This window comes from Mesorhizobium sp. U510, from assembly GCF_059180695.1.
In genome coordinates, this window is record NZ_CP180532.1 from 6,151,562 (window position 1) to 6,178,145 (window position 26,584).

Sequence of the window (26,584 nt, forward strand, 5' to 3'; positions counted from 1 at the left end):
CAAACTGGCGGACTGAATGGTGGTTGGCAACGGCGTTTTAGGAACATTGATTTTGTTGAGTTTTTCGTCGGCAAAAATCAGAAGTCTTCCCGTATCGTTCCGCATGGTTCCGTGACGCCATAAAGTCGACTTTAGCTAACCCTAATGCCTCCTTTGCGAACATACGCGGCCCTTCGGAGTCCTGTTCCAAGATGACCGCAATGGGCCCGGAAGCGGGCTGTCTGCTCTTGGGAGGAAGCGTGGCTAAGTGCGATCGACCTTCTTCATGAACAGCGCAAACTCGTCGGAGCCCATATGCACGACGTGCCTGTCCTCGGGATAGGCACCGCTGTTGACGTCGGCGACATATTCGGAGAACGCCGCCACCCGCTCCGCCTGCAGCCGGTCATACTCGGCGGCGAAGTTGCGGTAGACCTTGGAGTGGCGCGGCATGTGGCCCCGGTTCTGGCCGAGAATGTCGTCGGCGAACAGATATTGCGCGTCGCAGCCGGTGCCCGCCCCCATCGACAGCATGATCAGCGAGGTGCGCTCGGAAATCGCCTTGGCGACCTCGACCGGCACCACTTCGATCTCGGCGCCGACAGCACCGGCGGCCTCCAGCTGCTTCACCGCTTCGAAAACCTGGAGGGCTGTATCGGCGGTCTTGCCGACAGCCTTGAAGCCGCCGGTCCAGGTGGCGCGCGATGGAATGAGGCCGACATGGCCGATGACGGGGATGGCATCGTCCGCCATCCGTTTGATCGTGGCGTAGCCGGCACTGCAATAGACCGCGTCGGCGCTTGCCTTGTAGAGCCGGAAGGCCCAGCGCACGAAATCATCCGCCGTGCCGATCTCGAAGAAATTCTCGCCCGGCATGGTGAACAGGGTGGGCGCGGCATCGCGATATTGCGGGTTGAGCACCAGTTCGGGCGGCACCGAGACGATATCGACCCCTGCCCGCTCGGCGGCCTCCGCCTCGTCCAGGTTGAGCACGCGCAACATGGTCAGCTGGCGCTTGCCCTTCATCGCGCGCAGATCGGCGACGGACGGTCTCTTTCGGCTCATTGGAACATCCCCCTGGATCGGTTGCCATGTGTCAGATCTGGATCATCACCTTACCGGCCTCGATCCTGACCGGATAGGTCACGAGATTAACGCAGACCGGCGCGCCCTTGGCGGCACCTGTCTTGTAGTTGAAGCGGCCATTGTGCTTGGGGCATTCGATGATGTCGTCCATCACCAGCCCGTCGGCCAGATGCGCCTTCTCATGCGTGCAATGGCCGTCGGTGGCGAAGAACTCGTCGTCGGGCGAGCGGTAGACCGCGAAGCTGCGGCCGCCATGGTCGAAGCGGATGACATCCTCTTCCTCGACATCGTCCACCGCGCACGCTTCAACCCAATCGGCCATCTCGGTCTCCTGCAAAAGTCGCGATCGCTATTCGGCCGCATCCGACATATCGACCTCGTGGAACTCGCCGCGATAGGGCCTGGCCGTCGGCGGCAATTCGCGCTTGAGATAATAATCCTCGTATTTCAGCTGCCGCAGCAGCACCGGCCAAACCTCGCGATAGGCATGCCACATCGACGGGTTCGGCTCGGGCAGATCGTGCTTGATCAGATCATGCAGCCTGGGCAGCGCGTGATACGGCACCATCGGGAACATGTGATGTTCGACATGGTAGTTCATGTTCCAGTAGATGAACCGGCTGATCGGGTTCATGTAGACGGTGCGGGTGTTGAGCCGGTGATCGACGACATTGTCGGCCAGGCCGATATGCTGCAGCAGGCCGGTCATCACCATATGCCAGGTGCCGTAGAGGCGCGGCAGGCCGACTAGCACCAGCGGCACCCACGATCCCAGCGCGATCGCGAAAGCGATCGTCGCAACGTACACGGCCATGTGCCAGCGGGCGGCGACGACCGCCCTGTGCTGTTCCATCTCGGGGATGTAGCTCTTCTCCTCCTCCGACAGCGTGCCGAAGGCCTGGCGCACCAGCGTCGGCAGCGAATGGCGGAAATCGAGAATGCCGGTGAAGGCGAGCGCCGCCTTCAACAGATCCGGCGGGCGCATGACGGCGATTTCGGCGTCGCGGCCGACGATGATGGTGTCGGTGTGGTGGCGGGCGTGGCTCCAGCGCCATTGCACGGGATTGCGCATCAGCATGAACGACGCGATGTGGTAGACGACATCGTTCATCCAGCGCGTGCGGAAGGCCGTGCCGTGGCCGCATTCGTGCCAGCGCGAGTCGCTCGACGAGCCGTAGAGCACGCCATAGACGAACAGGAACGGCACCACCCACCACGAGCCCCAGAACCAGACGGTGCCGGCGGCCGAGCCCAGGATGGCGGCGAGCCAGATGATGGTGTCGCGGATCGCCGGACCGTCCGAGCGCTGCATCAGCTCCTTCATCGTCTTGCGCGGCACGTCGGTGTGGTACCACTCGGCCGAGGCCAGGCCGGTCTCGATCGCGGCCCGCGTGCTTTCGCCGACCAGGCTGTAATCGCGCTTTTTTGCCATCGTCGTCACATCGACCTCCAATCGTCACGCACCGCTGGCAATCCGGTCCGCCGGCCGGAGGGCTTGCTCCGGATAAGGGTATCGCTCATGCCCTGCCCACCAGTCTTGGAAAGCTGCCGGAAGGCTGAGGATAATCCTGCTCAGGCTGGCGGGCGATGGCCGCGATCCTGCCCTCGGCCGCTGCAATCTCGCCGGCACCGTCGAGCACGCGAAACACCGCATCGTAGGCACGGGCTTCGCCATGCTCCAGCCAGATCATCTCGCCGCGGTCACGTGCAGCGAGATCGCCGAGCACATGATGGGTCGAGGGCTCTATGCCCAGCGCATACTGCCCGGCCTGGAAATTCTGCCATTGATAGGCGCAAGGCAGCTGATCCTTGCGCGTCACCACTTCGAAGCCGAGGCCGAGCCGGTCATTGACCACCGCCACCGGCACTTCCCCCTTTGCGTCGGCACCCATCTCATGCTGCCAGACCTGCTCGCTGAACCCCATTCGCGGCGCCGGCGCCGTGCGGTAGCCGACCTTCTGCGCCTCGTAGCGCTCGCCGGCATGGCCGGCCCAGACGACGTCGCGGATCGGCGCCAGATAGCGCGAGCCCGCGTCGAGCAAGGGATGGCTGACATTGACGTGGTAGAAATACATATGCGGCGTGCGGTTGAAGCCGTGATTGACGACACGGTCGGTAAGCCGGATCTCGTTGCCCCCGACATCAGCCTCGATGCGGCGGATGAGATGCAGATCCTCGCCGAACACCGCCGCCTGCTGGATGATGCCTTCGGCCCACAGCACGCAGCGGTCGCCGTCCCAGCGCTCGCCATAGCCGGTCAGCCGCGCCGGGATGGTGCCGACGCGGCCGTGCAGCGAATGGGTGACGGTCTTCTTGCCGGGGTAGTTGTAGTTTTCGGCCGGCACCTCTTCGCGGCCCAGTATATGGTCGAGGCCGCAGGTGACAAGCAGGCCGGAGAAGGAGCGTGCCCAGGCGAGCCCGCTCTCCCCCTCATAATCGTGCAGGCCGGGATGACGAAAGCCGCTCGGCGAATGCCAGCCGATCGCCTGACCCTTGAAGTCACAATCGGCGATATCAAGCGCCCGGTCGACCAGCGCGGTGAAGCGCAGGCCCGAACCGGTGCGGAATTCCAGCATGCGGATGCCGCGCTCCACGCCGTCGCCCAGCGTCATCAGCCGCACGCCGGCGAATTGCGACAGCATGCCGGACCGCTCGGCCACTTGCCTTCGCGACAGCGTCTTGCCGTAAAGCTCTACCATGCGACGCCCTTCACTTTGCCCTCGCCTCCTTGAGCAAGGCCGACATGTCGGCGCCGGTGATGATGCTTTCCACGGTCAAGAGGTCAGTGTCGGCGACGATCTGTTCGGCAACGATTTCGCCGCGGCGCATGACGATGATGCGGTCGGCGACCTGGAACACATGGTGGATGTTGTGGGTGATGAGCAGCACCGAATGGCCGGCCTCGCGCACCTCCTTGACGAAGCGCAGAACGCCATGGGTTTCCTCGACACCGAGATTGTTGGTCGGCTCGTCGAGGATGATCACCTTGGCGGCGAACTGCATGGCGCGCGAAATGGCGATCGACTGGCGTTCGCCGCCCGACAGCGTCGAGACCAGCGCATCGGCGTCGAGCTTCTTCGAAATGCCGACGCGCTTGAGCAGTTCGGAAGCGGCCTTGCGCAACTTCGCCAGATCGAGCGGCGCGAACACGCCGAGCCAGCCGAAATTGACCGGCTCACGGCCGAGGAAAAGGTTGCGGGCGATGCTGAGGTCCGGCGCCAGCGACGTGTCCTGGTGGATGGTCTCGATGCCGAGGTCCATCGCATCGCGGGTCGAGCGGATCGAGACCTTCTCGCCGCGCACGAAGATATCGCCACGGTCGATGGGGAACACGCCCGAGATCGCCTTGATCAGGGTCGATTTGCCGGCGCCATTGTCGCCGAGCAGCGCCACCACCTCGCCTTCCCGCAATGTGAGCGAGGCATTCTTCAGCGCGCGCACGCTGCCGAAGGATTTTTGCAGGTTCTGCAGCCGAAGCACGTCCATCGTCAGCTCCTCGCGGCGTTCTTCTGCAGCAGAGCGTGCAGGATGAGCATGGCCAGGATGATGAGGCCGACGAAGATGTTATAGGCGAGCCCTGGCACACCGATCAGCACGATGCCGTTGCGGATGGCGCGCAGCATCAGTGCGCCGACGATGGTGCCGAGGATGGTGCCGCGCCCGCCGGTCAGCGCCGTGCCGCCGACCACCACCATGGCGATGACTTCCAGCTCGTAGCCGGTACCGGCCACCGGCGAGGCGGCGGAGATGCGGAAGGCGCTGATCATGCCGGCAAGACCGGCCAGCACCGAAGTCGCGATGAACAGCCAGATCTTGACGGCGTCCGCCGGCACGCCGCGCGCCACCGCCGCGTTGCGATTGGAGCCGATGGCGCTGATCCAGTTGCCGAGCTTGGCGTAGCGCAGGATGTAGATGGCAAACAGCGACAGGCCGATGAACCACCACAGCGAGGTGTAGAAGCGGAACGAGCCGACATTGAAGCTGCCGGCCAGCAGCGTCACGAAGAAGCCGGGCTGGTCCCAGGATTTCAGCGGAAACCCTTGCGTGATGTAGAGCGCCGCGCCGCGTACGACGAGGAGCATCGACAGCGTCACCAAGAAAGACGAAATTCCGATCTTGGTGACGATCAGCCCGTTGATCGCGCCGATCGCGATGCACAGGACAAGCCCAGCCAGAAGGGCTGCGCCGATATCCCAGCCGCCGTTCTGCACCAGCAGCATCACCACCACCGGCGCCAGTCCGAACACCGCGCCGACGGACAGATCGAATTCACCCGCCGTCAGAAGCAGCGTCATGCCGAGCGCGATGATGCCGAGCTCGGGCAGGAACGCCATCATGTTGGAGATGTTGAGCGGCGACAGGAAGTTGCGGTCAGCGATGGCGAACACCGCAAGCAGGACAATGAGGATGACGAGCGAGGAGAATTGCGGCGAGCGTATCAGGCTCGATCTGCGTTTCCCGACAGGCATCTCGTCTTCTGCGGCGATCGTCATGACTGTTTGAACCATGCTTGAAAGACGCCCGCCGCTTTCGCAGCGGGCGCGGCCTTTCTCACTTCTTGTCGTAAAGCTTCAGGATCGGGTCGACGCTGGAGGCGTCGTAGAGACCGAAAGTGTGGATGTCGTAGCCGATCGGTTCGCCCGAGGCGGCGAGCCCGAGCAGCGCCACCGGCATGAAGCCCTGCGCCGAGGGATACTGCCAGGCGGCGGCGTTGACGAAGCCGTCCTTGACGGCCTGCGCCGTCTCCTTGGAGTTGCCCCAGCCGACGACCGGGATCTTGCCGGCCGGCACGCCCGCACCGTCGAACACCCGCTTGACGCTGGCCGCCACGGAATCGCCGAGCGCGATGATCGCCGGCGGATTGTTGGCGACCATATAGTCGGTCATCTTGGCGATGATGCCGGCCGGATCGGTGCCGCAATCGACGACGTCATATTTGATCCCCAACGGGTCGAACACGCTGGCGATGCCCTCGGTTTCCAGCTGCTGGTAGCTGGCGCCGGGAACTTCCACCGGCAGGAACACCTTGTCGCCCTGCTTCACCATCTTGTGGTCGACGAGATATTTGGCCCAGATCGCGCCGGCCTCCTTCAGATCGGCGCCGACATAGGCCTGGCGTCCGGTCGCCGGATCGTCGGTGTTGAAGAACACGATCGGGATGCCGACGGCTTTCGCGGCCTTCACTTCCTCGGTCCACAGGCCGGGCTGCGCCGAGGTGGTGGCGATGCCGTCGGGCTTCGCAGCCAATGCCGAGTTGAAAGCCTCCTTCTGCGCCGCCATGTCGCCGCCGCTGAAGGAGATCTTGCAGGTCACCTTGAGCTGCTCGCACGCCTTGGTCGCGCCGGCGTTCCAGTCGATCCAGAAGGCATCAGAAGGTCCACCATGCGACAGCAGGTAAAACGTCTTCTGGCCGTCAGCAGCCTGCGCGGCCGAGCCGAACGCGACGCCGGCAAGCACGGTCGCCGCAACCGCCAATTTCAATGCTAATTTCAACATCTTGTTTCCTCCACTTCGTATCGTGCAAGTGCCGGCGCCGCCTTTCAAAGGCAGCGCCATTGCATCTCAAAGCCCGTTGGCGCGGAACTTGCCGTCGAGGAATTTTTTGGCGCGCGGCACGTCGTCTTCCGACAGATGCTCGATGATGACCGGGATGTTCGGATGCTTTTCCGACAGCCGCTTGAGATAGAGGTCGTAGTTCAGCGAACCGAGGCCGGGCGCCGGCAGTTCGATCTCGCCGACGCCACGGAAGGTGTGGCTCTCCAGTGCATCCTCGTCGCCGATATCGGCGTGCTTCTCGGACTTGTCGCCACCCGAGCGCTTGACGTCCTTGGCGTGGGCTATTCTGATCTTGTCGGTCAGCGTGTCGAACACCTGGTTGAGGATCTGGTCCATCTTGTCGATGTTGTGCGTCTCGAAATAGTTGGTCGGATCCATCAGCAGGCCAAGGCCGGGATGGTCGACCTGCGCGAACATCTTTACCGTCTCCTCGACCGAGCCGACGACGTTGTTGACATAGGTTTCGAGCAGGAACACAGCGCCGTGGTCATAGGCCGTCTGGGCAAGGTCAGCGATCACCTTGCGGCATTCCTCGAACCCTTCCTCGGTCTTGTTCTTGGGGTGATGCACCCAGTCGGATTCGGTGTTGTAGGTCCCGGTTTCCGAGATCACGTAGGGCGAACCGAATTCGCGCGCGTTGCGGATGATCTCCTTGAGGTAGCCGACGCGCTTGTCGCGCTCGGCCTTGTCGGGATGGATGATGTTGGTGTAGCCCGACACGCAGCAAACCGGCAGATTGTGGTCGCGGAAGACGTCGCGCACCTTCTTCGCCTTGTCCTTGGTGATCTGGCCGGCCGACAGGTCGACATCCTTGAAGTGGAGATCGAGCTGCACCGTGTTGAAACCGAGGCCACGGATCTTCTTCGCCGTCTCTTCGAGGCCGTATGGGAAATAGCCCGTGAAAATACCTGCCTGCATCATGGTGTGAATTCCTCCCTGTAAGCGATTCAGTTGTCTGGTGTTTCAGTTGCGGTGATCAGATGGCGATCTCGGAAAGCTTGATGGTGCGGCCCGACGCCATCGAACGGTAGCCTGCCTCGACCAGTGCCATGGTCTTGACGTTGTCGGCGACGGAGAGCGCCGGCGGCGTGCCCATCTTCACCGCGTGCTGCAGCTGCTCCATGACGCCGATGAAGGCATGCGGGAACCACATCGTGTCCCAGCTTGGGGTCACCCATTTGCCGTCGGTGGTCTCGGTCGAGGCGTAGGTCAGCGTCGAGGCGGAGCCCGTCGGCCAGCCGATCGTGCCCTTGGCGACGCCCTTGGTGCCGTCGACACGCCAGTTGATGTGCTGGTCGTCCTTGTAGCCGTCCTGGCGCGGGCCGGACCAGACATCCTCCAGCGATACGGCAAGCACGCCCGAGGGGAAACGCAGCGTCGAGACGGTGATGCCGTCGGAATGATCGAATGTAGTGCGCGGGTCTTTGCGTGTGAGTGTCGTGATCTCGTCGGGGTCGCCGAACAGGAAGCGCAGCACATCGAGATGATGCACGCTCATATTGGCGAGCGTCAGCCGGTCGTAGCCTTGAAGGAACGTCTGCCAGTGCGGGATGGCGTGCATGTCGATCTGCGCGAAGACGATGTCGCCCAGCGCACCGCTGTCCATGATCTGCTTCAGTACGCGCATCGACTGGTCGTAGCGCATGTTCTGGTTGACCGAGAGGATCTTGCCGGCCTTCGCCGCTTCATCGCGCAGCTTGACGGCTTCCTCCACCGACAGTGCCAAAGGCTTTTGCGCCAGGATCGCCTTGATGTGCTTCTGCTTCAGCGCATGGCGGATCAGCGCCGGCTGCAGATCGGGCGGAAAGGCCAGGTCGATGATCTCGACATTGGAGTCCTCGATCAGCTGTTCCGGCGTGTCGTGCACGGTCGGAATGCCCCAGCGTGTCGCGACCTTCTGCGCGTTCGCAGGGGTGCGCGAGGCGATCGCCACCACGGGAAATCCGGCCTCCTTGTAGGCAGCCAGATGGCACTCGGCCATGATCATGCCGGCGCCAACGCAGCCGATCCGGTATTCCTTGGTGCGGACCTTAACGTCCGGCTCGAAGCCTTTGCCTGCCATGCTTTCCTCCCGAAATTCTGTCCTTGCGGTTGCAATCATCTCGCCAACGCGCCTCCGCTTTGCCCGAAATAATGCACGCGGGCCGGCTCGCAGGATATCGCCACCATCGCGTCAGGCCTGATGTCAGGCTGGCCGCGCAACAGCGCCTTCAGCCGCGCCTGCCCGGCGGCGAGTGTCACCACGGTGTAGCCGCCGAGCGGCTCGACCTCGAACACCCGCGCCGGGCGGCCCTGGCCCCCATCCGCCCACGGCCTGACCTTGATATCCTCCGGCCTCAACCCGATCTCGACGGCATCGGCGGGAGCCGCCTTGTCGGCAATGCGGATCGTTCCTTCGGCCGCTTCGACGCCGCCATCGCCCCGGGCCGATTTCAGGATGTTCATGACAGGCGAGCCGAGCAGCCGCGCCACATAGGTGCTCGCCGGACGGTCATAGATCTCGGCCGGCGCGCCGATCTGCCTGATCCTGCCATTCTCCAATATGGCGATGCGGTCGGCGATCGACATCGCCTCTTCCTGGTCGTGGGTGACATAGATCAGCGTCTTGCCGAGCTCGCGCTGAATGCGCTTCAGCTCGACCCGTGTCTCCTCGCGCAGCCGCGCATCGAGCGCCGAGATCGGATCGTCCATCAGATAGGCGTTGGGGTCGCGCACCAGCGCACGCGCGATCGCCACGCGCTGCCGCTCGCCGCCGGAAAGCTGCGCCGGCGGCTTGTGCAGGATATGGCCGATATGCAGCTTGGCGGCGACATCGGCGACGCGCCTTTCAATTTGGGCCTCGGCGACTTTGCGCTCGACCAGCGGGAAGCGCACATTGTCGCGCGCGCTCATATGCGGGAACAGCGCCAGGTTCTGGAACACCATCGCCACATTGCGCTCGGCCGGCGACACCGTGTTGACTGGCTTGCCGCCGATCAGGATTTCGCCGGTGTCCGGTGCCTCCAGCCCGAGCACCAGGCGCAGGATCGTCGACTTGCCCGACAGAGGCGGCCCGAAGAAGCAGAAGAATTCGTTGTCGTTGACGGTGAAGGAGGCGTCGTCGACGGCGAGTGTGTTGCCGTAGCGCTTGGTCACATTGCGAAAGACGATGTCGGCCATCTCAACCTGCCTTCATCGCAACGCCAGAGGCGGCATCGAAGACGCGTACCGACGACGCGTCGGGGGCGACAACCGCGGTTTGCCCGATCGCCAGCCCGACATCATTGTCGAAGACCGCCTTCACGGCGCCCCCGCCCTCGCCGAGATGGACGATGGTGCGCGCACCGATGCGCTCGACAAAGGTGACCGGCATGGCGAGCCCACGCCCGTCTTGCGCCAAAGCCACCTGCTCCGGCCTGAAGCCGTAGAGCACGTTGCCACGTGCACCGCGCAAGGATGCCGCCAATTCGTCCGGTAACGGCGGCGTGATGCCCAGCGGCCCGAGATCGATGACAAGGCCCCGATCGCTCTCCGCCGGCTTACCGTGGAGCAGGTTCATGCCCGGCGCGCCGATGAAGCGGGCGACGAAGACATTGGCCGGATTGTTGTAGACTTCGAGCGGCGTGCCGACCTGCTGCAGCACGCCGTGATCCATAACGGCGATACGATCGGCCATGGTCATGGCTTCGAGCTGGTCGTGGGTGACATAGACCATGGTCTGCCTGAACTGGCGCTGCAGCTGCTTCAGCTCGGTGCGCATGACGGCCCGGAAGGCCGCGTCGACATTGGACAGCGGCTCGTCGAGCAGGAAGATCGCCGGTTCCATGATCGCCGAGCGGCCGATCGCCACGCGCTGCAATATGTTGACCGACAGCCGGTCGGCCTTGCGGTCAAGCAATGACGTCAGCTGCAGCAACTCGGCGATGGCTCCGACGCGCTGGTCGATCTCGGCCTTGGCAGCACCGCGCATCCTTGGCCCGTAGGCGAGGTTCTGGCGCACGCTCATATGGGTGAAAATGGCGTAGTTCTGGAAGACGAAACCGACGCCGCGCCGGCCCATCGGCACGCCGGCCATGTCGCGCTCGCCAAACAGGATCCTGCCGCTGGTCGGCTCCTCCATGCCGGCGATCATGTTCATCGTCGTCGACTTGCCGCAGCCCGATGGCCCGAGCAGCGCCATGAACTCGCCATCCGCTATATCGAGGTCCATCGTCTTCAGCGCGGTGAAGTCGCCGAACGTCTTGGTGAGGTTGCGCAGCTGGATCGCGCTCATGCCGCAACCTGCCTTGCCCGCGCCATGCGCTTCATGGCGAAGACGGCGACGATGGAGAGCACGATCAGGATGGCGAGCGCGATCGCCGCGACATAGCCCCAGATCAAATCCTGCGTGGTGACCTTGTAGATATAGACGGAGATCGTTTCCGTGGCGACGCCGGGGCCGCCGCCGGTCATGATGTAGAGCGTGTCGAAGATCTTGAAGTTCTCGATCACCCGGATCGCCAGCGCGATGATGATGATGGTCTTCATCTTCGGCAATACGATGGTGACGAAGCGCTGCCACGGATTGGCGCCGAGCAAGGTCGCTGCCTTGATCTGGTCTTCCGGCACGCCGACCAGGCCAGCCAGCAGGATCAGGAACATCAGCGGCGTCCACTGCCAGATATCGGCGATCATCACCGCGATCAGCGCCAGCGTCGGGTCCGACAGCCAGGCGATGGTGATTGGTGTGCCCGTGATGGCGGACAGGATGTCGTTCACCGGGCCGCCCGACTGGAACAGCATGAAGAACATGTAGCCGGCCACCGCCGGCACCACCATCATCGGCATCAGCAGGATCGAATAGAAGATGCGTTTGCCGGGGAAATCGTCGGCGAATAGCGTCGCCAGTGCGAGGCCGAGCAGGAACTCCGCCGGCACGCAGACGATCATGACGATGGCCGTACGCTTCAGCGCGCTCCAGAAGCGGGCATCGGCGGCTAGGTCGGTGTAGTTGGCGAAACTGTTCCACATCTCCCAGGCATTCCACCAACCGAGGCCCGAGAGCGGCGACCAGTCGGTGACGCTGATGTAGAGCTGCATCAGCAGAGGAAAGACCGAGATGAACAGCACCAGGATCTGCGCCGGCAGCGTCAGCCGGAAGCCGAGCCGCGCGCCTTCGTCACGCATGGCCGGCTTTGTCCGCGCGTCCATCTCGCCCTCCGAAATCGTCGTCATCACCGCGCTCATTGCTTGAGCGCCCCAAAAGTCAGCCCACGCACTAGATGGCGCTGGATGGCGATGCCCATGATCACCGGCGGCACAGCGGCGATGAGCCCAAGGGCCGCCTTGGCACCGTAAAGCTGGCCGGTCATCGAGGACGACAGCGAGGCCATGTAGACCGGGATGGTCACCCATTCGCGCGTCGTCAGAAGCAGCGCGATCAGATAATCCGACCAGTTGAGGATGAAGACGAAGAGTGCAGCACTGGCCAGCGGCGCGCGCATCATCGGCAGCGTGATGCGGGTGAAGACGCGCAGCCGCGAACAGCCCTCGACCAGAGCGGCTTCCTCGATCTCGCGCGGCATGTCGTCGAAGAAGGTTTTCATCAGCCAGAAGGCGAACGGCAAGGTGACGATGCCGTAGATCAGTGCCAGGCCCCACCAGCTGTCAGTGAAGTTCAGGAAGGCCCACATGATCATCACCGGGATCATCACCGCCATCGGCGGAAACAGCCTGAGCTGGATCAGTGCCAGCGGCAGGTTCTGACCCGAGCCGAAGCGCGACAGCCCGTAAGCCGCGGCCGTGCCCGCCGACATGGCGATCGCGGTGCCGAACACGGCCGACAGCAGCGACGACAGGATCGGCTTCAGCGCGGTGCGGTCGAGCGCGACGATCAGGCTGTTGGTGGATTCGCCGAAGACGAAGCGGAAATTGCTGAGTGTCGGGTTCTTCGGCCACCATGTCAGGTCGGCGCCGGTCGCCGACCATTCGGCGATCGGCTTGAAGGCCATCGACACCATCCACAGGATCGGCACCAGCGTCACCGCCATCGCCGCGAGGATCGCGGCGTAGCGGAATATCTCGAAAGGAACGGAACGCTTCATCTGGCTGCTTTTGCTGGTGGCGTTGAGTGCCGAAGGGAAGAGCTTTCGCCCCTCCCCTCCGGCTCTGATCCAGGGAGACGGATCAGCTGATCGGATCGAGAACGGTCGGCCAGGCCTCCTTGTTGGTTCGGATGGCTTCGAGCAGTTTGTCCTCGCCGATGCGACGGGCGATCTTCTTCCACTCGGCCTCGGTGTCGGCCATCGCCTGTTCGGCGGTCTTGGCCTTGGTCAGCGAGGCCATGAGGTTTTCGTCGAGCGCATTGTGGAAGGCGGTGGCGCCGGGATAGTTGATGGTCGGCACCGTGCGGGCGACCGTCTCGCGCACCACATCCATGTGGTAGGCGTGATAGGTCTGGCGCACCAGCGGATCGGAGAAGTCCGAAAGCCGGAATGGATCGAGATAGCCGCCGGGATTGGCGCTCATCCAGGCGTAGATGCGGGCCGAGCCCAGCCATTGCAGCAGGAGATAGGCGACCTCCTGGTTCTTTGACTGCGCCGAGACCATGCCGGTGAGCGAGAACCACAGCACCGAGCGGCTGATCAGCTTGCGGTCGATCTCGCGACCGGGCGGCAGCATCGTACCGATCTTGCCGGTGACGGCCGAATCCTTGTTGCCGGCATTGTCGAGGAATTTCGGCAGGTTGGAGAAGGCGCAGGTCATCGCTGCACCGCCCTTGGCGAAATTGCCGTACTGCTCCGGCCAGCCCCACGAGATCGCATCCGGGGAATGGTGCGCCAGCGAAGCTACATATTCGTTGGTGGCGGCGATACCGTGCTCGGAATTGATCAGCGGCTTGCCATCGTCGCCGAACAGGAACTGATTGGGCGAGGCCATCGAGACATAGCGCTGGTACCAATTGGTGTAGCCCCAGCCCTGGTTGCGCAAATCGGTCGAGCCGAACAGGCCCTTGTCCGGACGCTGGAAGAAGGCGGCGATATCGCCGTGCTGTTTCCAGGTCTTCGGCGGCGCCAGATCGTAGCCATATTTGTCCTTGAAGGCCTTCTGTTCGGCGGCGTCGCCGAACAGGTCGGTGCGGTAGACCCAGGTCTGGAAGTCGCCGTCGAGCGACACGCCATAGTTCGAGCCGCGATATTTGTTGAGTAGCGACACGCCTTTGGCGCCGTCGACATAGCCGGTCTTAGGATTATCCCATTCAGGCTTGTATTGGGCAACGAAGTCATCGAGCTTGGCGATGCCGCCTGTTTCGGCGAGGTCGCCGAGGCGATTCCATTCGGTCGAATAGATGTCATAGGCCCCACCCTTGGTGGAGATGTCCTGCATCGTCTTGGTGAATTCCTGGCCGTTCGGCAGGCCGACGATTTCGATCGGAATGCCGGTCTCTTTTTCCCAGAGATCCTTGATTGACGGCGCGCCGGCCGGGAAAGGCTGAGTCAGCTGGCCGATCGAGCCATCGGACAGGCCGAGCACGATCTTCGCCGGCGCCTTGCCGGCGCCCTTAAGCGCCTTGGCCGCCTCGATGGCGCGGCCTTCCGGCGTGTCGGCGCCATATTGATAACGCTCAGCGCCCTCGAAGCCGGTCGGGCCGCCGATCATGCCTGGCGCCAATGCGTCGGCAGCGAAGGCACGGCCCGGACGAATGAATTGCGGTGCGATACCTGTGGCGGCAACGAACACCGCCGCCTTTCCTCCGGACGCCAGCAACCGGCGTCGCGATATGCGGATCAGATCAGACATTGGAATTCCTCCCTCAGGGCTCACGTTTCCTCCACGAGCCCATGAGGGATATTGACGGCAGTATCGGAAGGCTGTCAACATCATAAATAATCAAAACACCTCACAACATCGCAATGGGGCGAGGAAATGCGTCATACCGGGGTCCATACACCGCTCCAGATGCCTCGATTTGATGGGAAATGTATCTTCCCATCCCGGAATAGCCGTGCCAGTCGAGCTGATTTCGCCCGACGGCTTGCGCTTCGGCCAAGGCCGGATACATCATTTCCCATCAGAATCGCCGATGGCGAGGAATCGTGGCCATCAGCCGGCTGCCGGCATTGGGTGATCCTGATGCGTTGAGGAGATGAAAAACGGTGCGTACCACCCTGACTGACGTTGCCCGGGAAGCCGGCGTTTCCGCCGCCACCGTCGACCGCGTGCTCAACAACCGGCCTGGCGTACGGGCACGCACGCGCGAAATCGTGCTCGAGATGGCGCAGCGCCTCGGCTACATCGCCGAAAGCCCGAACGGGGTGCCGCCTCGTGCTTTGCACGGCGAGGTCATCCGGCTCGACTTCGCGCTGCCAGCCGGCACCAATTCCTTCATCAAGATGCTGCACCGGCACATCGAGGCGCAGGCTTTGGCGCGACCGGATCTCGACGTCCACATCGCCACCATAGAAGGCTTCAATCCCGACCGGCTCGCCCGCCTGCTACAGGATTTGCGCGGACAGACGCAAGGCGTCGGCGTCATCGCGCTCGACCATCCGACGGTGCGCGAGGCGATCCGCTCGCTGTCGGCCAACGACATCAAGGTGGTGACCATCGCTTCCGACATCCTGCATGTGCCGAGGGTTGCCTATATCGGCATCGACAACCGCGCCGCCGGGCGGCTGGCCGGCTATCTGCTCAACCGTTTCATGGGGCCGGAGCGCCCCGGCAAGGTGGCGCTCTTCGCCGGCTCGCTCGCCTATCGCGGCCACGAGGAGCGCGAGATGGGTTTTCGCCATATCGTCGCCGAGGAATCCCCCAACCTCGAAATCGTCGAGATGCGCGAAATGCTCGACGACCGCGAGAAGGCCTATTCAGAGGCGTCAGCCCTGCTCGAGCGGCATCCGGATCTCGCTGCGATCTACAATGTCGGCGCCGGCAACACCGGCATCGCCCGTGCGCTCAAGGAACGCGGGCGCGCGAAGGAAATCATATTCCTCGGTCACGAGGTGACGGACGGCACCAAGGACCTTCTGCTCGACGGCACGCTCGACGCGGTCATCGACCAGAACCCGCGCGTCGAGGCCCGCGAGGCGCTCAACACCTTGACCCACGCGGTCCGGGGACTGCCCTATGAACTGCATCAGCCACGGCTGCAGGTAATTTTTCGCGAGAGCATCCCGGAGATTTGAAGGGGATAGTACAATCGCAAGCAATCCTCCCACTTGAGGCGCAAGGCTGATGGGGTGGACGCTCCCCGACGGCATCGCTGTGCCAGAATGGAGTGTTGCAACCATTCGAAGGGAGGTGTCCGTGCCTGAAGATACTACGATCGGTTTGGATATTGCGAAGAATGTGTTCCATGCTCTTGGTTCGGATTCACGTGGTCGAGGCGTTTCTCGAAGCGGCTGCGCCGGGCGAAGGTGCTTGACTTCATCGCCGCGCATTGTGGCAGTCTGCAAATTCGTCCCGAAGCCTAACGGGGGCAAGACATCCGCCCGTCTGCAAGAGCATCGCGGTGCGCAACCAATGCAGACTCTCCCGCTGGTTCAAAACCGGCTGGAACGTTCTTCAGGTTGAGGCGACTTCAAACCGTGGCAAGAGCATTCCGGATTAACCGGAAGTCGCGCCGCAGTCTCCAGCGCGACCCGCGAGGCTGTCATGGACAGGTTCGGCAACACGTCCTCCTGCAGCAACTGCTGGCGATTGCGGTCCATGTAATCGTTGAAGCCCGCCGTCACGAAAGCGCAAGGCACGAAACACGCGCCGATCTCTCGCGACAAGGTAGCCTCAGGGGCTATCGAATGGTTGAGCACATCCGCCCCCATGCTTCGAAACGCCAGGGCCTCGGCCGGGGTTGTCAGTCGCGGCCCGTAACAGTGGGCGGCCACCAACTGCTGTTCGATGCCATGGACGCGGCATTCGGCCGGCCAATGACGGCGGGCCGTTTCGACAAGAACTGCCGCGCATCTCGGGCAAACAATCTGCTTGCCCGAACAGTCGAAGCTCTGTCGGCCGGGAAGCAACGAAAACGGCGTCTGCGTCAGCTCGATTATATCGGCGTTCACCACCATGTCGCCGGGCTTGATCGCCTTGTTGACGGCGCCAATGGTCGAGCAGGACAAGACTTGCCGGACACCGGCTTGCATCAACACCCAGAACGCACGGCGATGGCAGGAGTGATCGATATGGTCGCGGGGATTGCCGTGCGAATACATGCACAAGGCACGTTTCGTCTTGCGTTCGACGGTAATCGACGCATCGAACTCGAGCAGCTTCCAGTTGTCGCTGCGTCCGAAAGGCGTTTCAAAACTCATGTCGCGCCGCAAGGTGCTGATACCATCGACTTCGACATCTTCCGGAAAGGCAAGGCCCCAGTTTGCCGACCCGGTGATGATCGCCAATCCCACCTGCGGTATGTCCATCGAATGATACGCCGGATCGTCGGCTGCGTGATGATTGATAGGCATGTTTCCAGTCTCGGTCAGGATTTTTGACGAAGGGTCACGATCAGGACGGCGACCACGACGATGGCGGTCCACAATGTTGAGATAGCCGCGATGGTCGGATCGATCTGATCGCGCAGCGACAGGAACATGAGCTTCGGCAACGTGCTGTTGCGGCCACTCGCGACGAAGATCGAAATCACGGACTCGTCGAGCGACGTCAGGAAGGCCATCAGCGTGGCCGACAACAGACTGATCTGAAGTTGCGGAACGATTATTCCGCCGATGGCCTTCGCCCAGTCCGCGCCAAGGCTGCGCGCCGCCTGGACCTGGTTCCAATCAAAGCGGGCCATGGCAGGCAACAGCACAATGCACGCAACCGGAATGGCCAGTACCACATGTCCCACCAGCACGCCGAACAGCGTTCCGACCAGATGTTGCGCTGCCAGGACAAAGAAGAGACCGATCGCAAGCAGGATGCCCGGCACGATGGACGGGGTGAGCAGAATAGCCTGAATGGTTGCGGCGGCCTTTCCGCCGAGCCGATTTATCGAGATGCAGGCCAGCAGCCCCAGGGGCACCGCGACCATCGCGGTCAATGTGCCAAGGATCAGGCTCGTCCTGAGTGCGGCCATCCATGTGGCCGAGCCGAAGAAAGCCTCGTACCAGCGCAAGGAGTATGCGCGCGGTGGGAACTCGAGAAGATTGGACGCCGAAAAGGAGAGCGGGACGACCACAAGCGTCGGCAGCATCAAAAACGCCATTACGAGTGCGCAAAAGCTCCACAGGAGGATGCGGGCCGGCCTGTTGTCTGGATAGGCCTCAAGCATGGGCTGTACTGACATTGTTGCGCGCAATCAGTCGTCGCGCCGCCAGGAACATCACGCCGATCAGCGCCATGAGAACGAGCAGCAGAATACCCAGGACGCTCGCCGACCCCCAATCCTGAAACGTCGACAGCGTGCGCTCGATCCGGATGGAGAGAGGATTTACCTTGCCGCCGCCAAGCACCGCCGGCGTAATGAAGAAACCTATCGTGTAGATGAAGACGATGGTCGAACCCGAGAAGATGCCGCCGGCAGAAAGAGGCAGAATGACCGTGCGGATCGCTTGCCCGAGAGTGGCGCCCATGCTCGCTGACGCGCGGACGAGGTTCGCGTCGATGTCGCGCATCGCGGCATAGACGGGCAGCAGGAAGAGCGGCAGCATGTAGTGAACCATGCCGATGAGCGTTCCAGTGAAGTTGTAGACCAATGGCAATGGTTCCGCTGTCAGGCCCGAACCTGTCAAAGCCGCATTGATCAGCCCATCGCGCCGCAAGAGCACGAGCCAGCCATAGGTGCGCACCAGGATAGAGGTCCACAGCGGCAGCATGACGAAGGCCATCAGCAAATTGGCCACCCTTGGCCTGACGCTGGCCAGAGCAAGGGCCAGCGGGGTGCCGAGAAGAATGCAGATCGCCAGCGTGCCCAGGGACAGTTCAAGGGTTGTGACAAGCGCCGACCATGTCAGTCCGCTCGATAGGACCTTCTCGTAATTGCCGACGGTGTATTCACCCCCTGTGGTCAGGAAGGATTGCCGAATGATCCAGACGATGGGCAGGATCGCCGCCAGCCCAACGATGAATAGCGCCGGCAGCGAAAGCGAGAGAAAGAACCGCCGCTCGCGTCGGGCGTCTGCTGCAAGGAAAGGATCGGCGATTACGGTCACGCTTTTGCTCCCGGCATCGCGTGAACTTTTGCCGCCGGCGCATAGGCTGTCAGTCGTCGGCCAGGGGCAAGTTCGTCGCAGCCACTGGCCAGCGCCGCCGGAATGGAGACGAGAATCTCTTGCCCGCCGTCGAGCGCCAGCGTCAAAAGCCAGTTCTCGCCGCGAAACGCCTTGGCGCGCAATACTCCATCGAGCGCTACCCCGTCTCGCCCGACGAGCTTCGCATCAAGATGGAAACTTTCCGCGCGGATCATCAGCGCTTCGCGTGATGCATCGGCGCCGTCTATTCTGCGTACCGAGCCCGGGGCCACAATGTTGGCCTCACCCATGAACTCCGCGACGAAGCGGGTCGATGGACGATCATAAATCTGCTGTGGCGTATCGATCTGCTGGATGCGGCCGGAATTCATAACAGCTACCCGATCTGACATAATCAGTGCTTCGCGCTGGTCATGCGTCACATAGATTGTGGTGATCCCCAGATCATCGTGCAGACGCCGGATCTCGTACTGCATGGTTTCGCGCAGATTCTTGTCGAGGGCCGACAACGGCTCGTCCATCAGCATCACGCGTGGTTCAAAGACAATGGCCCGCGCCAGGGCCACCCGCTGGCGCTGGCCGCCGGATAGTGCAGCAATGTTGCGCTCCGCCAGACCCTCGAGCTTGACACGTGCCAAAGCGTCAAGCGCCCGCTGCCGGGCCTCGGCTTTCGGCGTCTTGCGCAGCGCCAGCGGATACTCGACATTCGCCAAAACGTTCATGTGGGGAAACAAGGCGTAGTTCTGGAATACGATGCCGATGTCGCGCTTGTTGGGAGCCAGGCGGGTGATGTCCCGATCCCCCAACAGGAGTTTGCCGGAATCGGGCCGGACGAAACCGGCCAGAGCCATGAGAAGCGTGGTCTTGCCGGACCCCGACGGCCCCAGCAAAGTGAGGAACTCGCCACCACGAATGTCGAGCGAGACATCATCCAGCGCGACGTAGGACCCATAGGCCTTGCGCACGCTGTCGATTGTGATCGGGAGCGACTTCATCATGTGCTGCAGCCTCGGGGCTGATGAATTCGAGACTCAGCGGTTCATCATTTCATCGAACGCCTTTTGTGCGGCCTCGCCGTTCTTGAGCCACCAGTCGGCATTGGAGAACACCGAAGTGCCGGCATTTTCAGGCGCGGTCGCCAGGGTCTTGAGACGGTCCTTTGGGATGAGGCCCCCCTCGTAGCCCGCAGGATTGACCGGACCGTAGGCAATGAAATCGGTTAGCTTCGCCACGCGCGCGGGCTGCGTCATCGCCGCGATCAGCTTCATGGCCGCTTCCTTGTTCGGTGCACCCTTCGGCACCCCGAGGCAATCCGTGCCGATGACCGAACCTTTGAAAGTGTAATCGACGGCGCCGCCATCCGCTTTCACGGTCTGCGCCCGTCCGTTCCAGGTAACGACCAGATCCGCCTCGCCGTCTTTCAGCAACTGCGCGGACTGCGCTCCCGAGGTCCACCACACGGCGACATTTGGTTTGATCGCTTCGAGCCGCTTGATGGCGCGCTCTAGCCCTTCCGGCGTGCTGAGCACGGAATAGACGTCGGCAGGCGCTACGCCATCGGAGAGAAGCGCGATCTCGATCAGGTCTTGCGCATTGGCGCGCAGAGCGCGACGGCCCGGGAATTTGGCAACGTCCCAGAACTCCGCCCAGGTCTTCGGCGGATTCTCGCCATAGGTCTTGGTGTTCCACGACATGACGGTGCCATAGGAGTCGAACGGATAGCAGTAGTCGGACTTTGCCCCGGCCGGCACGGAATTGGGATCGATGATCTTGTAGTCGAGCGGCTCCAGCAGCGACTGTGCCGCCGCCTGCGCGCCTTCCGGCGAGCCCAGGTGGATGATGTCGGTAGTAACCGCACCGGAGGTGACCTGCATCTTCACGGCCGCGAGGCCGTCGCTTTGCGTCTCCTCGCGGACATCATAGCCGAGCTCTTTTGCAGCGGGAGCCCACATGGCCTCCTTCATGGCATTGCCATAGTCGCCGCCCGCGGTGGTGATGGTGACTGTCTGCGCATAGACGGGCAAGGCAACCGAGACCGCGATCGCTGCCAGGGAAATACGTAGTAAACGGGACATGGTTTCTCCTCCTCCAGATCCATCAAAAATGCCGATAACATCGGCTTTTTGTTAATCGTAACGTTACGATTGCTGAAAATAGGCCGCGAGTCAAGCGGGTGCCAGGCAGGTTCGTTTGCTTCTACGAGCTTGGGTTTGACCCTCGGATCGAATCCGGTAACGTTGCGATGCCCAGCAAGATCAGCCGGCGCTTTCGCAAATGAAGTCGGGCGACATGGCCAATCTAAAACAGATCGCGGCGGAACTTTCCCTTTCGGTGACCACGGTGTCCCGCGCTCTGAAGGATGGGCCGGAAGTGCTGCCCTCCACTATAGCCCGCGTCAAGGAGGCGGCGAAGCGGCTCGGCTACGTCCCGAACCATCATGGTCGCGCGCTGAAAACCGGACGAACCCTGACGTTGACGGCAGTGCTGCCGATGGAGACACGCGACTACCTGTCCGATCTGGCGAAGCTGCCTCTGATCGAAGGCATGACGCTGGCCGCGCGGCAAGCGGGTTATAGTCTGTCGATCTATTCAACCACGCCCGACGACGACCCGGTCGAAAGTGTGCAGCGCCTGCTTCAGGCGCATAGCGCGGACGGCCTGATCATCACGCGCCTGGTGTCGGGTGATCCGCGCGTCAAGCTATTGCTGGATCAGGGCATACCGTTCGTCGCGTTTGGAAGAACCGACCTGGACATCGCCTATCCCTATGTCGATATCGACAATGAACAGATCGCATATGAGGCGACCCGGCGGCTCATGGACAAGGGCTGTCGACGCATTGCTCTACAACTTCTCGTGCAGAAGGATCAGGCGAGCGCCACGCGCCTCGCCGGCTATCAAAGGGCGATGGCCGAGGCCGGCATTCCGATCGACCAGTCGCTGATCGGTGACGGCACGTTCACGATGGAATCGAGTGCAGTCTGGTTCGATCGCCTGCTGACGTCGCCGGATCCACCGACGGGCCTGGCATGCGCCAACGAACTAGGCCTTCTGGGAGCCCTGCACGCTCTCGGTAGACGAGGTCTGGTGCCGGGCCGCGACGTTCACATCATTACGCGTGACAACACGCGTCTGGCGCGCTTCCTGCCGGCGAAGATCGGCGTTCATTCCGTCGACATGGCGGGTGTCGGACGCAAACTTGTTGAAGTCCTGGAGAGAAGGATCGTGAATCCCCTCGGGTCAGTGGAGACAGTCTTGTTCAAAGGTGAGTTCGACCCTGGCGAAGATTTGGACCGGAAGAAGTCGGACTGAGTTCGATACTCAAAGAGGGAAAGCAGACAGCCGTACTGCCCGACAATCCTTGGCGAACCTGACAGGTGCGGTTCCCAATGGTGCCGAGCACCGTTCCGCAGATTCGGCCATCAGGCCGCCACCTCGTCTTGGACCTGCCGGATCAGCGCCTTTGCGGCATCTGCTCCTGCCGCGAGGATACGATCCGACAATTCCGTTCCCTCCACGGCACGGGCTAGCTGAAGTGCGCCAATGAGGGTCGCGAAGATTGTAAACGCAACGCCCTCGGGATTCGCGCGCCTGACGGATCTCCCGTTGGGGACCACGCAACAAGGCTTTGTGAGGTGGCTATGTCCGTAGCTCTTTTGAAGGTTCGGAACCAATGCCGTACTTCGAGCCCTTACGCCGGATTTGGCCACGCCACTTTTGATCCTCCGTGCGGCCCCGACTCTTAGTTATGACGGATTGTTAACGTCCGTATCGGGAACGTTATCAGAGGCTGGCCGTTTGGGGGAATAATCTCCCGCGTGATTGGTACCCTGGCAGGCAGGGCGTCGTAGCGAAGACGTCTTTTCCTTAGCTCTTGGTGAAAGAACCATGCGGCAAAAACGCGTGGTAACGTCATGTATAGGTTAATTCTTTCAGTCATAATATTGGTCATAGGGGCTGCTCTGCTCGCCGGGGGAATCTGGCTCGCGTCGCTTGGCGGTTCATGGTTTTACATAGGCCTTGGAATTGCCCTTGTGATTTCGGCGGTCCTGACTTATCGCTGCAATCCCGTCGGCCTCGCACTCTATGGCGCAAGCCTGCTGGTGACTCTTGGCTGGTCGCTGTGGGAAGTGGGTTTCGACTGGTGGGCGCTTTCGGCGCGGGGCAGCCTTCTCATCGTGCTCGGCGCACTTTTGCTGCTGCCGCCCATGGTTCGCTCACTGCACAGGCCGAGCACTGGTCTGGCGCGCTATGATGGCTACAGCGGAAGCCTTGCTGGCGCCCTCGTCATCACGGCGCTGGCCGGCATCTATGCAATGTTGCAGTCCCCCCATGATATCAGCGGCAACTTCGCCGATAACCGAATGTCGGCCTCGCGAGCTGTAGAAACAGTCGTCCCTGACGGGGAATGGCGAGCCTATGGCCGAACGGCTGCCGGCGACCGTTACTCGCCCCTAACGCAGATTACCCCGCAGAACGTCGGGAATCTGAAAGTCGCGTGGACCTATCATACCGGGGACATCCGCGGCCCAAACGATCCCGGCGAAGCGACCTATGAGGTCACGCCGCTGATGATCGACAACACCGTGTATGTCTGTACACCGCACAATCTGGTGATTGCCCTCGATGCGGTTTCAGGCAAGGAGAAGTGGCGCTTCGATCCGCATCTTCAGCAGACGGTGAAGCAGACCACTCAGCACCTTACATGCCGGGGTGTTTCTTATTTCGATGGCTCGGCTTCGAGCCCTTGGCCCAGCAGCGCAACGCAGCCCGCCTCGGCAAACGTGGTCAGCGGCTCACCTAAGACCGTGTTGACGGAAGAACAGCGTCTCGCGGCCAGTGTGGCCGAAGTGACGACGCAAGCGGCAGGCGTGCCGCAGAACGTGGTGACAGGCCAGGCCAAACGGGGCGCGCCCAATCCCGAAGTCGACCGCAAGGACTCAACCATTACCGCCTCGATTGATCCTTCCTGCGTGAAGCGGCTTCTCGCTCCGACATCCGATGGTCGGCTGATCTCGCTCAGTGCCGAGACTGGCAAGATTTGCCCCGGCTTTGGGGGCGACGACGGTACCATCAATTTGTGGGCCAACATGCCGAACATAACCCCGGGATCGGTCTATTCAACCTCGCCGCCCGTCGTCGCCGACCATCTTGTAATCGTAGGCGGGGCGGTAAATGACAACGTCTCGACGACCTCGCCATCTGGCGTCATTCGCGCATTCGACATCTACACTGGAGCGCTTGTCTGGAATTTTGACTCCAAGAAGCCCGATGCGACATCGCCGATCTCTAATGGCCAGACGTACTCGGAAAACGCGCCGAATTCCTGGAGTGTGTCCAGCTACGATGCGAAGCTCGGCTTGATCTATCTCCCGATGGGCAACCAGTCGCCCGACCAGTACGGCGTCAATCGCAGCGCAGAAGTCGAGAAATTCTCATCCTCGATCCTCGCGCTCGACGTGAACACTGGCAAGGTGGCCTGGGTTTTCCAGGGTGTGCACCACGATTTATGGGATATGGACGTGCCGGCACAGCCAAGCCTTGTCGATCTCACCATTGGCGGTAAGCAGGTGCCGGCGCTGGTGGCTCCTACCAAGCAAGGCGAGGTCTATGTGCTCAACCGGAAGACCGGCGTGCCGGTTCTGCCGGTTACCGAGGAGCCGGCACCGAGTGGTGCTGTCAAAGGCGATACCACTGCGGCAACCCAGCCCGTGTCGACCATTTCGTTCAAACCCGTGCCGCTCACGGAAAAGGATATGTGGGGGGCGACCCCACTCGACCAGCTTGCCTGCCGTATTGCCTTCCGCAGTCTCACCTACGATGGGCGCTACACGCCCCCCACGACAAAAGGCTCGATCATCTATCCCGGGAATTTCGGCACGTTCAACTGGGGCGGGGTGGCCGTAGACCCGGACCGTCAAGTGATGTTCGCCATGCCGGTCTATCTGGCCTTCACGTCCAAGCTCGTGCCACGTCCCGACGCCTATGCTCGGGTCATCAGCAAGGATGGACAGGACGTGTTCAACGAGAATTTTGGTGCGCCCTATGCGGCCAAGATGGGTGCCTTCCTGTCACCCCTAGGCCTGCCCTGCCAGTCGCCGCCCTGGGGCTATATCGCCGGCGTCGACTTGACCAACGGCCAGATTGTCTACAAGCACGTTAACGGCACGGTGCGTGACCTGTCGCCTGTTCCAGTGCCGTTCAAGATGGGAGTGCCCGGCATTGGCGGGCCGATCATCACCAAAGGGGGTGTTGCCTTTCTAAGCGGCACTCTCGACTACTACATCCGCGGCTATGATCTAAAAACCGGAGCCGAAATCTGGCGCGACCGGTTGCCGGCGGGAGGACAGGCGACGCCCTCCACCTACAAGGGCGCGGATGGGCGGCAGTACCTCGTCGTTGTTGCCGGCGGCCACGGATCGACGGGCACAGAGGCCGGCGATGCGATCATCGCTTACGCCCTCCCAAACGCGCTTTGACAGCGAGGACCAGTCCGTTCGGACTGGCAACAAGGAGAGCGTCATGACGACACCTGGGGACAAGCCAACCGGGTGTCAGCTTGCCGCTGGGTTTTGAGATTTTCGGGCTGTCTGCGTGCAAGATCGCGCCCAGGAAAGGGTACGTGCCCCAGCTAAACGAACTCAGATACCCTGGTTGCTGGCTATGGTACAGTTCAGGTCAGAGAGCAAACCGTCCTTCAATCCATATATCCAACCATGGATCGATACGCTCTTATTTGACCTCCATGCCGCATGCAGGATGGGCGTGCGTGCAAGACGTTTCACTTGGGACGCGACTGAGCACTCGCAGAGCCGGTCAAGATCCGTGTCGCTCCAAGTACCCAACTCCCGGCATTCGAATTCGACCTCGGCAACATCTCTGATTGGTTGCAGCCAATGATCGATAAGCCCCAGACGTTGGCCGCTTATAGCGGCACGGATGCCACCGCAGCCGTAATGCCCGCAAACAATGATGTGCCGCACGCCGAGTTGATTTACAGCATATTCGACGACGGAGAGCATATTCAGATCGGTGGGATGGATGAGGTTGGCGACGTTGCGATGCACAAAAACCTCGCCAGGTTCCAACCCGGCAATGACATTAGCTGGTACGCGACTATCAGAGCAGCCGATCCAGAGGTATTCAGGATTTTGCAGACTCGAAAGACGTTGAAAATAATCAACCCTTTCGGCTTTCCGTGCGTCTGACCAAATTTTGTTTCGGACAAAAAGGTCTTCAATCATCATTAATTCCGGCAAGGCTTTCCGCTTGCTTGCGGCGACGTGTGAAAGTCGGCGGCCCTAGTCTTACAGTATCGCCTCGAAGTCTAGCGGGCCCCAGTTTCGCGATCAACTTCGAGCTCGCATCCTGGATCTGTTCGGCTTGGTTTTTTGTTTACGGGCCCGTCGATCGAGGGGGGGTTCTCGGGTTCAGTAATTGGGACATGGTTGGCTCCTCTCGGTTCGCAATCCGCGATTGCATGCACTGCGACTAAGGCCGAAGTTCCGCGCTTCGCGGCCAACTGCGCCTGCGGCGTTTGGGTTCCAACGAAAAGTGCGGCAGCGTTCGCCGTTTGCATCTGGAAGGCAACAGACAGTCATTCGCGGGAATATCACACTCGATAGCGATCTGGTCCTCGACACGGCGCTTCTATTGACTAGCAAACTGCGTTGTATTCCGCAGATAACTCTTTCCCGATCAGAGTAGCAAGAGATGAGCGCATCCGGTCCGCTCTTCCACACCATAGCCTCCTTGCTGCCTTTTCCGGCGCGACCGCTCTCAAACGCGCCGCTGCTATTCACGCAAGGGTGATGCCT

23 protein-coding genes are annotated in these 26,584 nt (G+C 61.8%); 3 read left to right on the forward strand and 20 right to left on the reverse strand.

The genetic code is table 11. From position 1 onward, the window contains the following. Nucleotides 1-243 precede the first annotated feature (243 nt). The 14 genes from ACLGL5_RS31825 to ACLGL5_RS31890 form a co-directional block, all read right to left on the reverse strand. Entirely contained in the window at nt 244-1,044 is an 801-nt protein-coding gene (locus ACLGL5_RS31825) for a 3-methyl-2-oxobutanoate hydroxymethyltransferase (protein ID WP_069092851.1), read from the reverse strand. Between the two features lie 31 nt (nt 1,045-1,075). After that, nucleotides 1,076-1,387 (reverse strand): MocE family 2Fe-2S type ferredoxin, encoded by a 312-nt coding sequence (locus ACLGL5_RS31830; RefSeq protein WP_069092852.1) that lies wholly within the window; start codon nt 1,385-1,387, stop codon nt 1,076-1,078. 27 nt (nt 1,388-1,414) lie between these two features. Further along, the gene (locus ACLGL5_RS31835) at nt 1,415-2,497 is read right to left on the reverse strand and encodes a fatty acid desaturase family protein (protein WP_494372962.1); all 1,083 of its coding nucleotides are present in this window, start codon (nt 2,495-2,497) and stop codon (nt 1,415-1,417) included. Between the two features lie 85 nt (nt 2,498-2,582). Then, nucleotides 2,583-3,764 (reverse strand): aldose 1-epimerase family protein, encoded by a 1,182-nt coding sequence (locus tag ACLGL5_RS31840; RefSeq protein WP_069092853.1) that lies wholly within the window; start codon nt 3,762-3,764, stop codon nt 2,583-2,585. A 10-nt stretch (nt 3,765-3,774) separates the two neighbouring features. Continuing rightward, on the reverse strand, nt 3,775-4,557 hold the full coding sequence (locus ACLGL5_RS31845) for an ATP-binding cassette domain-containing protein (protein WP_171903331.1): 783 nt from the start codon (nt 4,555-4,557) through the stop codon (nt 3,775-3,777). Then, a complete protein-coding gene (locus ACLGL5_RS31850) occupies nt 4,554-5,558 on the reverse strand; it encodes an ABC transporter permease (RefSeq protein WP_245307207.1) in 1,005 nt (334 codons plus the stop codon). The genes ACLGL5_RS31845 and ACLGL5_RS31850 overlap by 4 nt, the downstream gene beginning before the upstream one ends. A gap of 58 nt (nt 5,559-5,616) precedes the next feature. Beyond that, nucleotides 5,617-6,561, reverse strand: coding sequence for a sugar ABC transporter substrate-binding protein (locus tag ACLGL5_RS31855; RefSeq protein ID WP_069092855.1), 945 nt, complete (start codon nt 6,559-6,561; stop codon nt 5,617-5,619). Nucleotides 6,562-6,627: 66 nt separating this feature from the next. After that, complete coding sequence (locus ACLGL5_RS31860) at nt 6,628-7,542, reverse strand: sugar phosphate isomerase/epimerase family protein (RefSeq protein ID WP_069092856.1); 915 nt, start codon at nt 7,540-7,542, stop codon at nt 6,628-6,630. Nucleotides 7,543-7,597: 55 nt separating this feature from the next. Continuing rightward, a complete protein-coding gene (locus tag ACLGL5_RS31865; RefSeq protein ID WP_069092857.1) occupies nt 7,598-8,683 on the reverse strand; it encodes a Gfo/Idh/MocA family protein in 1,086 nt (361 codons plus the stop codon). Nucleotides 8,684-8,718: 35 nt separating this feature from the next. Continuing rightward, the gene (locus ACLGL5_RS31870; protein WP_069092858.1) at nt 8,719-9,780 is read right to left on the reverse strand and encodes an ABC transporter ATP-binding protein; all 1,062 of its coding nucleotides are present in this window, start codon (nt 9,778-9,780) and stop codon (nt 8,719-8,721) included. Between the two features lies 1 nt (nt 9,781). Next, on the reverse strand, nt 9,782-10,873 hold the full coding sequence (locus ACLGL5_RS31875) for an ABC transporter ATP-binding protein (RefSeq protein WP_069092859.1): 1,092 nt from the start codon (nt 10,871-10,873) through the stop codon (nt 9,782-9,784). Continuing rightward, nucleotides 10,870-11,826: a carbohydrate ABC transporter permease gene (locus tag ACLGL5_RS31880; RefSeq protein ID WP_069092860.1), complete on the reverse strand. Its 957-nt coding sequence runs from the start codon at nt 11,824-11,826 to the stop codon at nt 10,870-10,872. The genes ACLGL5_RS31875 and ACLGL5_RS31880 overlap by 4 nt, the downstream gene beginning before the upstream one ends. After that, nucleotides 11,823-12,683 (reverse strand): carbohydrate ABC transporter permease, encoded by an 861-nt coding sequence (locus ACLGL5_RS31885; RefSeq protein WP_023769530.1) that lies wholly within the window; start codon nt 12,681-12,683, stop codon nt 11,823-11,825. The genes ACLGL5_RS31880 and ACLGL5_RS31885 overlap by 4 nt, the downstream gene beginning before the upstream one ends. Nucleotides 12,684-12,765: 82 nt before the next feature. After that, nucleotides 12,766-14,379, reverse strand: coding sequence for an extracellular solute-binding protein (locus ACLGL5_RS31890; protein ID WP_069092861.1), 1,614 nt, complete (start codon nt 14,377-14,379; stop codon nt 12,766-12,768). Nucleotides 14,380-14,735: 356 nt separating this feature from the next. Between ACLGL5_RS31890 and ACLGL5_RS31895 the strand changes: the two genes are divergently transcribed. Further along, nucleotides 14,736-15,764: a LacI family DNA-binding transcriptional regulator gene (locus tag ACLGL5_RS31895; protein WP_069092862.1), complete on the forward strand. Its 1,029-nt coding sequence runs from the start codon at nt 14,736-14,738 to the stop codon at nt 15,762-15,764. Nucleotides 15,765-16,121: 357 nt separating this feature from the next. Here the strand turns inward: ACLGL5_RS31895 and ACLGL5_RS31900 are convergent, their stop codons facing one another. Genes ACLGL5_RS31900 through ACLGL5_RS31920 form a run of 5 tightly spaced genes read right to left on the reverse strand, consistent with a single transcriptional unit; the run spans nt 16,122 to nt 20,842 of the window. Next, nucleotides 16,122-17,042, reverse strand: a complete 921-nt coding sequence (locus ACLGL5_RS31900; protein ID WP_069092863.1) for a phosphorylase family protein — start codon at nt 17,040-17,042, stop codon at nt 16,122-16,124. A 14-nt stretch (nt 17,043-17,056) separates the two neighbouring features. Further along, the gene (locus ACLGL5_RS31905) at nt 17,057-17,848 is read right to left on the reverse strand and encodes an ABC transporter permease (protein ID WP_069092864.1); all 792 of its coding nucleotides are present in this window, start codon (nt 17,846-17,848) and stop codon (nt 17,057-17,059) included. Continuing rightward, nucleotides 17,841-18,728: an ABC transporter permease gene (locus tag ACLGL5_RS31910; protein WP_069092865.1), complete on the reverse strand. Its 888-nt coding sequence runs from the start codon at nt 18,726-18,728 to the stop codon at nt 17,841-17,843. Before ACLGL5_RS31910 ends, ACLGL5_RS31905 begins: the two co-directional genes overlap by 8 nt. Beyond that, nucleotides 18,725-19,762, reverse strand: coding sequence for an ABC transporter ATP-binding protein (locus ACLGL5_RS31915; protein ID WP_069092866.1), 1,038 nt, complete (start codon nt 19,760-19,762; stop codon nt 18,725-18,727). Before ACLGL5_RS31915 ends, ACLGL5_RS31910 begins: the two co-directional genes overlap by 4 nt. 36 nt (nt 19,763-19,798) lie before the next feature. Next, nucleotides 19,799-20,842, reverse strand: coding sequence for an ABC transporter substrate-binding protein (locus ACLGL5_RS31920; protein ID WP_069092867.1), 1,044 nt, complete (start codon nt 20,840-20,842; stop codon nt 19,799-19,801). A 199-nt stretch (nt 20,843-21,041) separates the two neighbouring features. On the opposite strand from ACLGL5_RS31920, the gene ACLGL5_RS31925 reads away from it, so the two are divergent. Together ACLGL5_RS31925 and ACLGL5_RS31930 are read left to right on the forward strand one after the other, a co-directional pair. After that, on the forward strand, nt 21,042-22,079 hold the full coding sequence (locus ACLGL5_RS31925) for a LacI family DNA-binding transcriptional regulator (protein WP_245307209.1): 1,038 nt from the start codon (nt 21,042-21,044) through the stop codon (nt 22,077-22,079). Nucleotides 22,080-22,681: 602 nt separating this feature from the next. Next, complete coding sequence (locus ACLGL5_RS31930; protein ID WP_069092869.1) at nt 22,682-25,246, forward strand: membrane-bound PQQ-dependent dehydrogenase, glucose/quinate/shikimate family; 2,565 nt, start codon at nt 22,682-22,684, stop codon at nt 25,244-25,246. A gap of 162 nt (nt 25,247-25,408) precedes the next feature. Here the strand turns inward: ACLGL5_RS31930 and ACLGL5_RS31935 are convergent, their stop codons facing one another. Further along, nucleotides 25,409-26,011 carry a carbonic anhydrase gene (locus tag ACLGL5_RS31935; protein ID WP_494372830.1) on the reverse strand — a complete coding sequence of 201 codons (603 nt, stop codon included), beginning with the start codon at nt 26,009-26,011 and terminating at the stop codon, nt 25,409-25,411. Nucleotides 26,012-26,584: the final 573 nt, after the last annotated feature.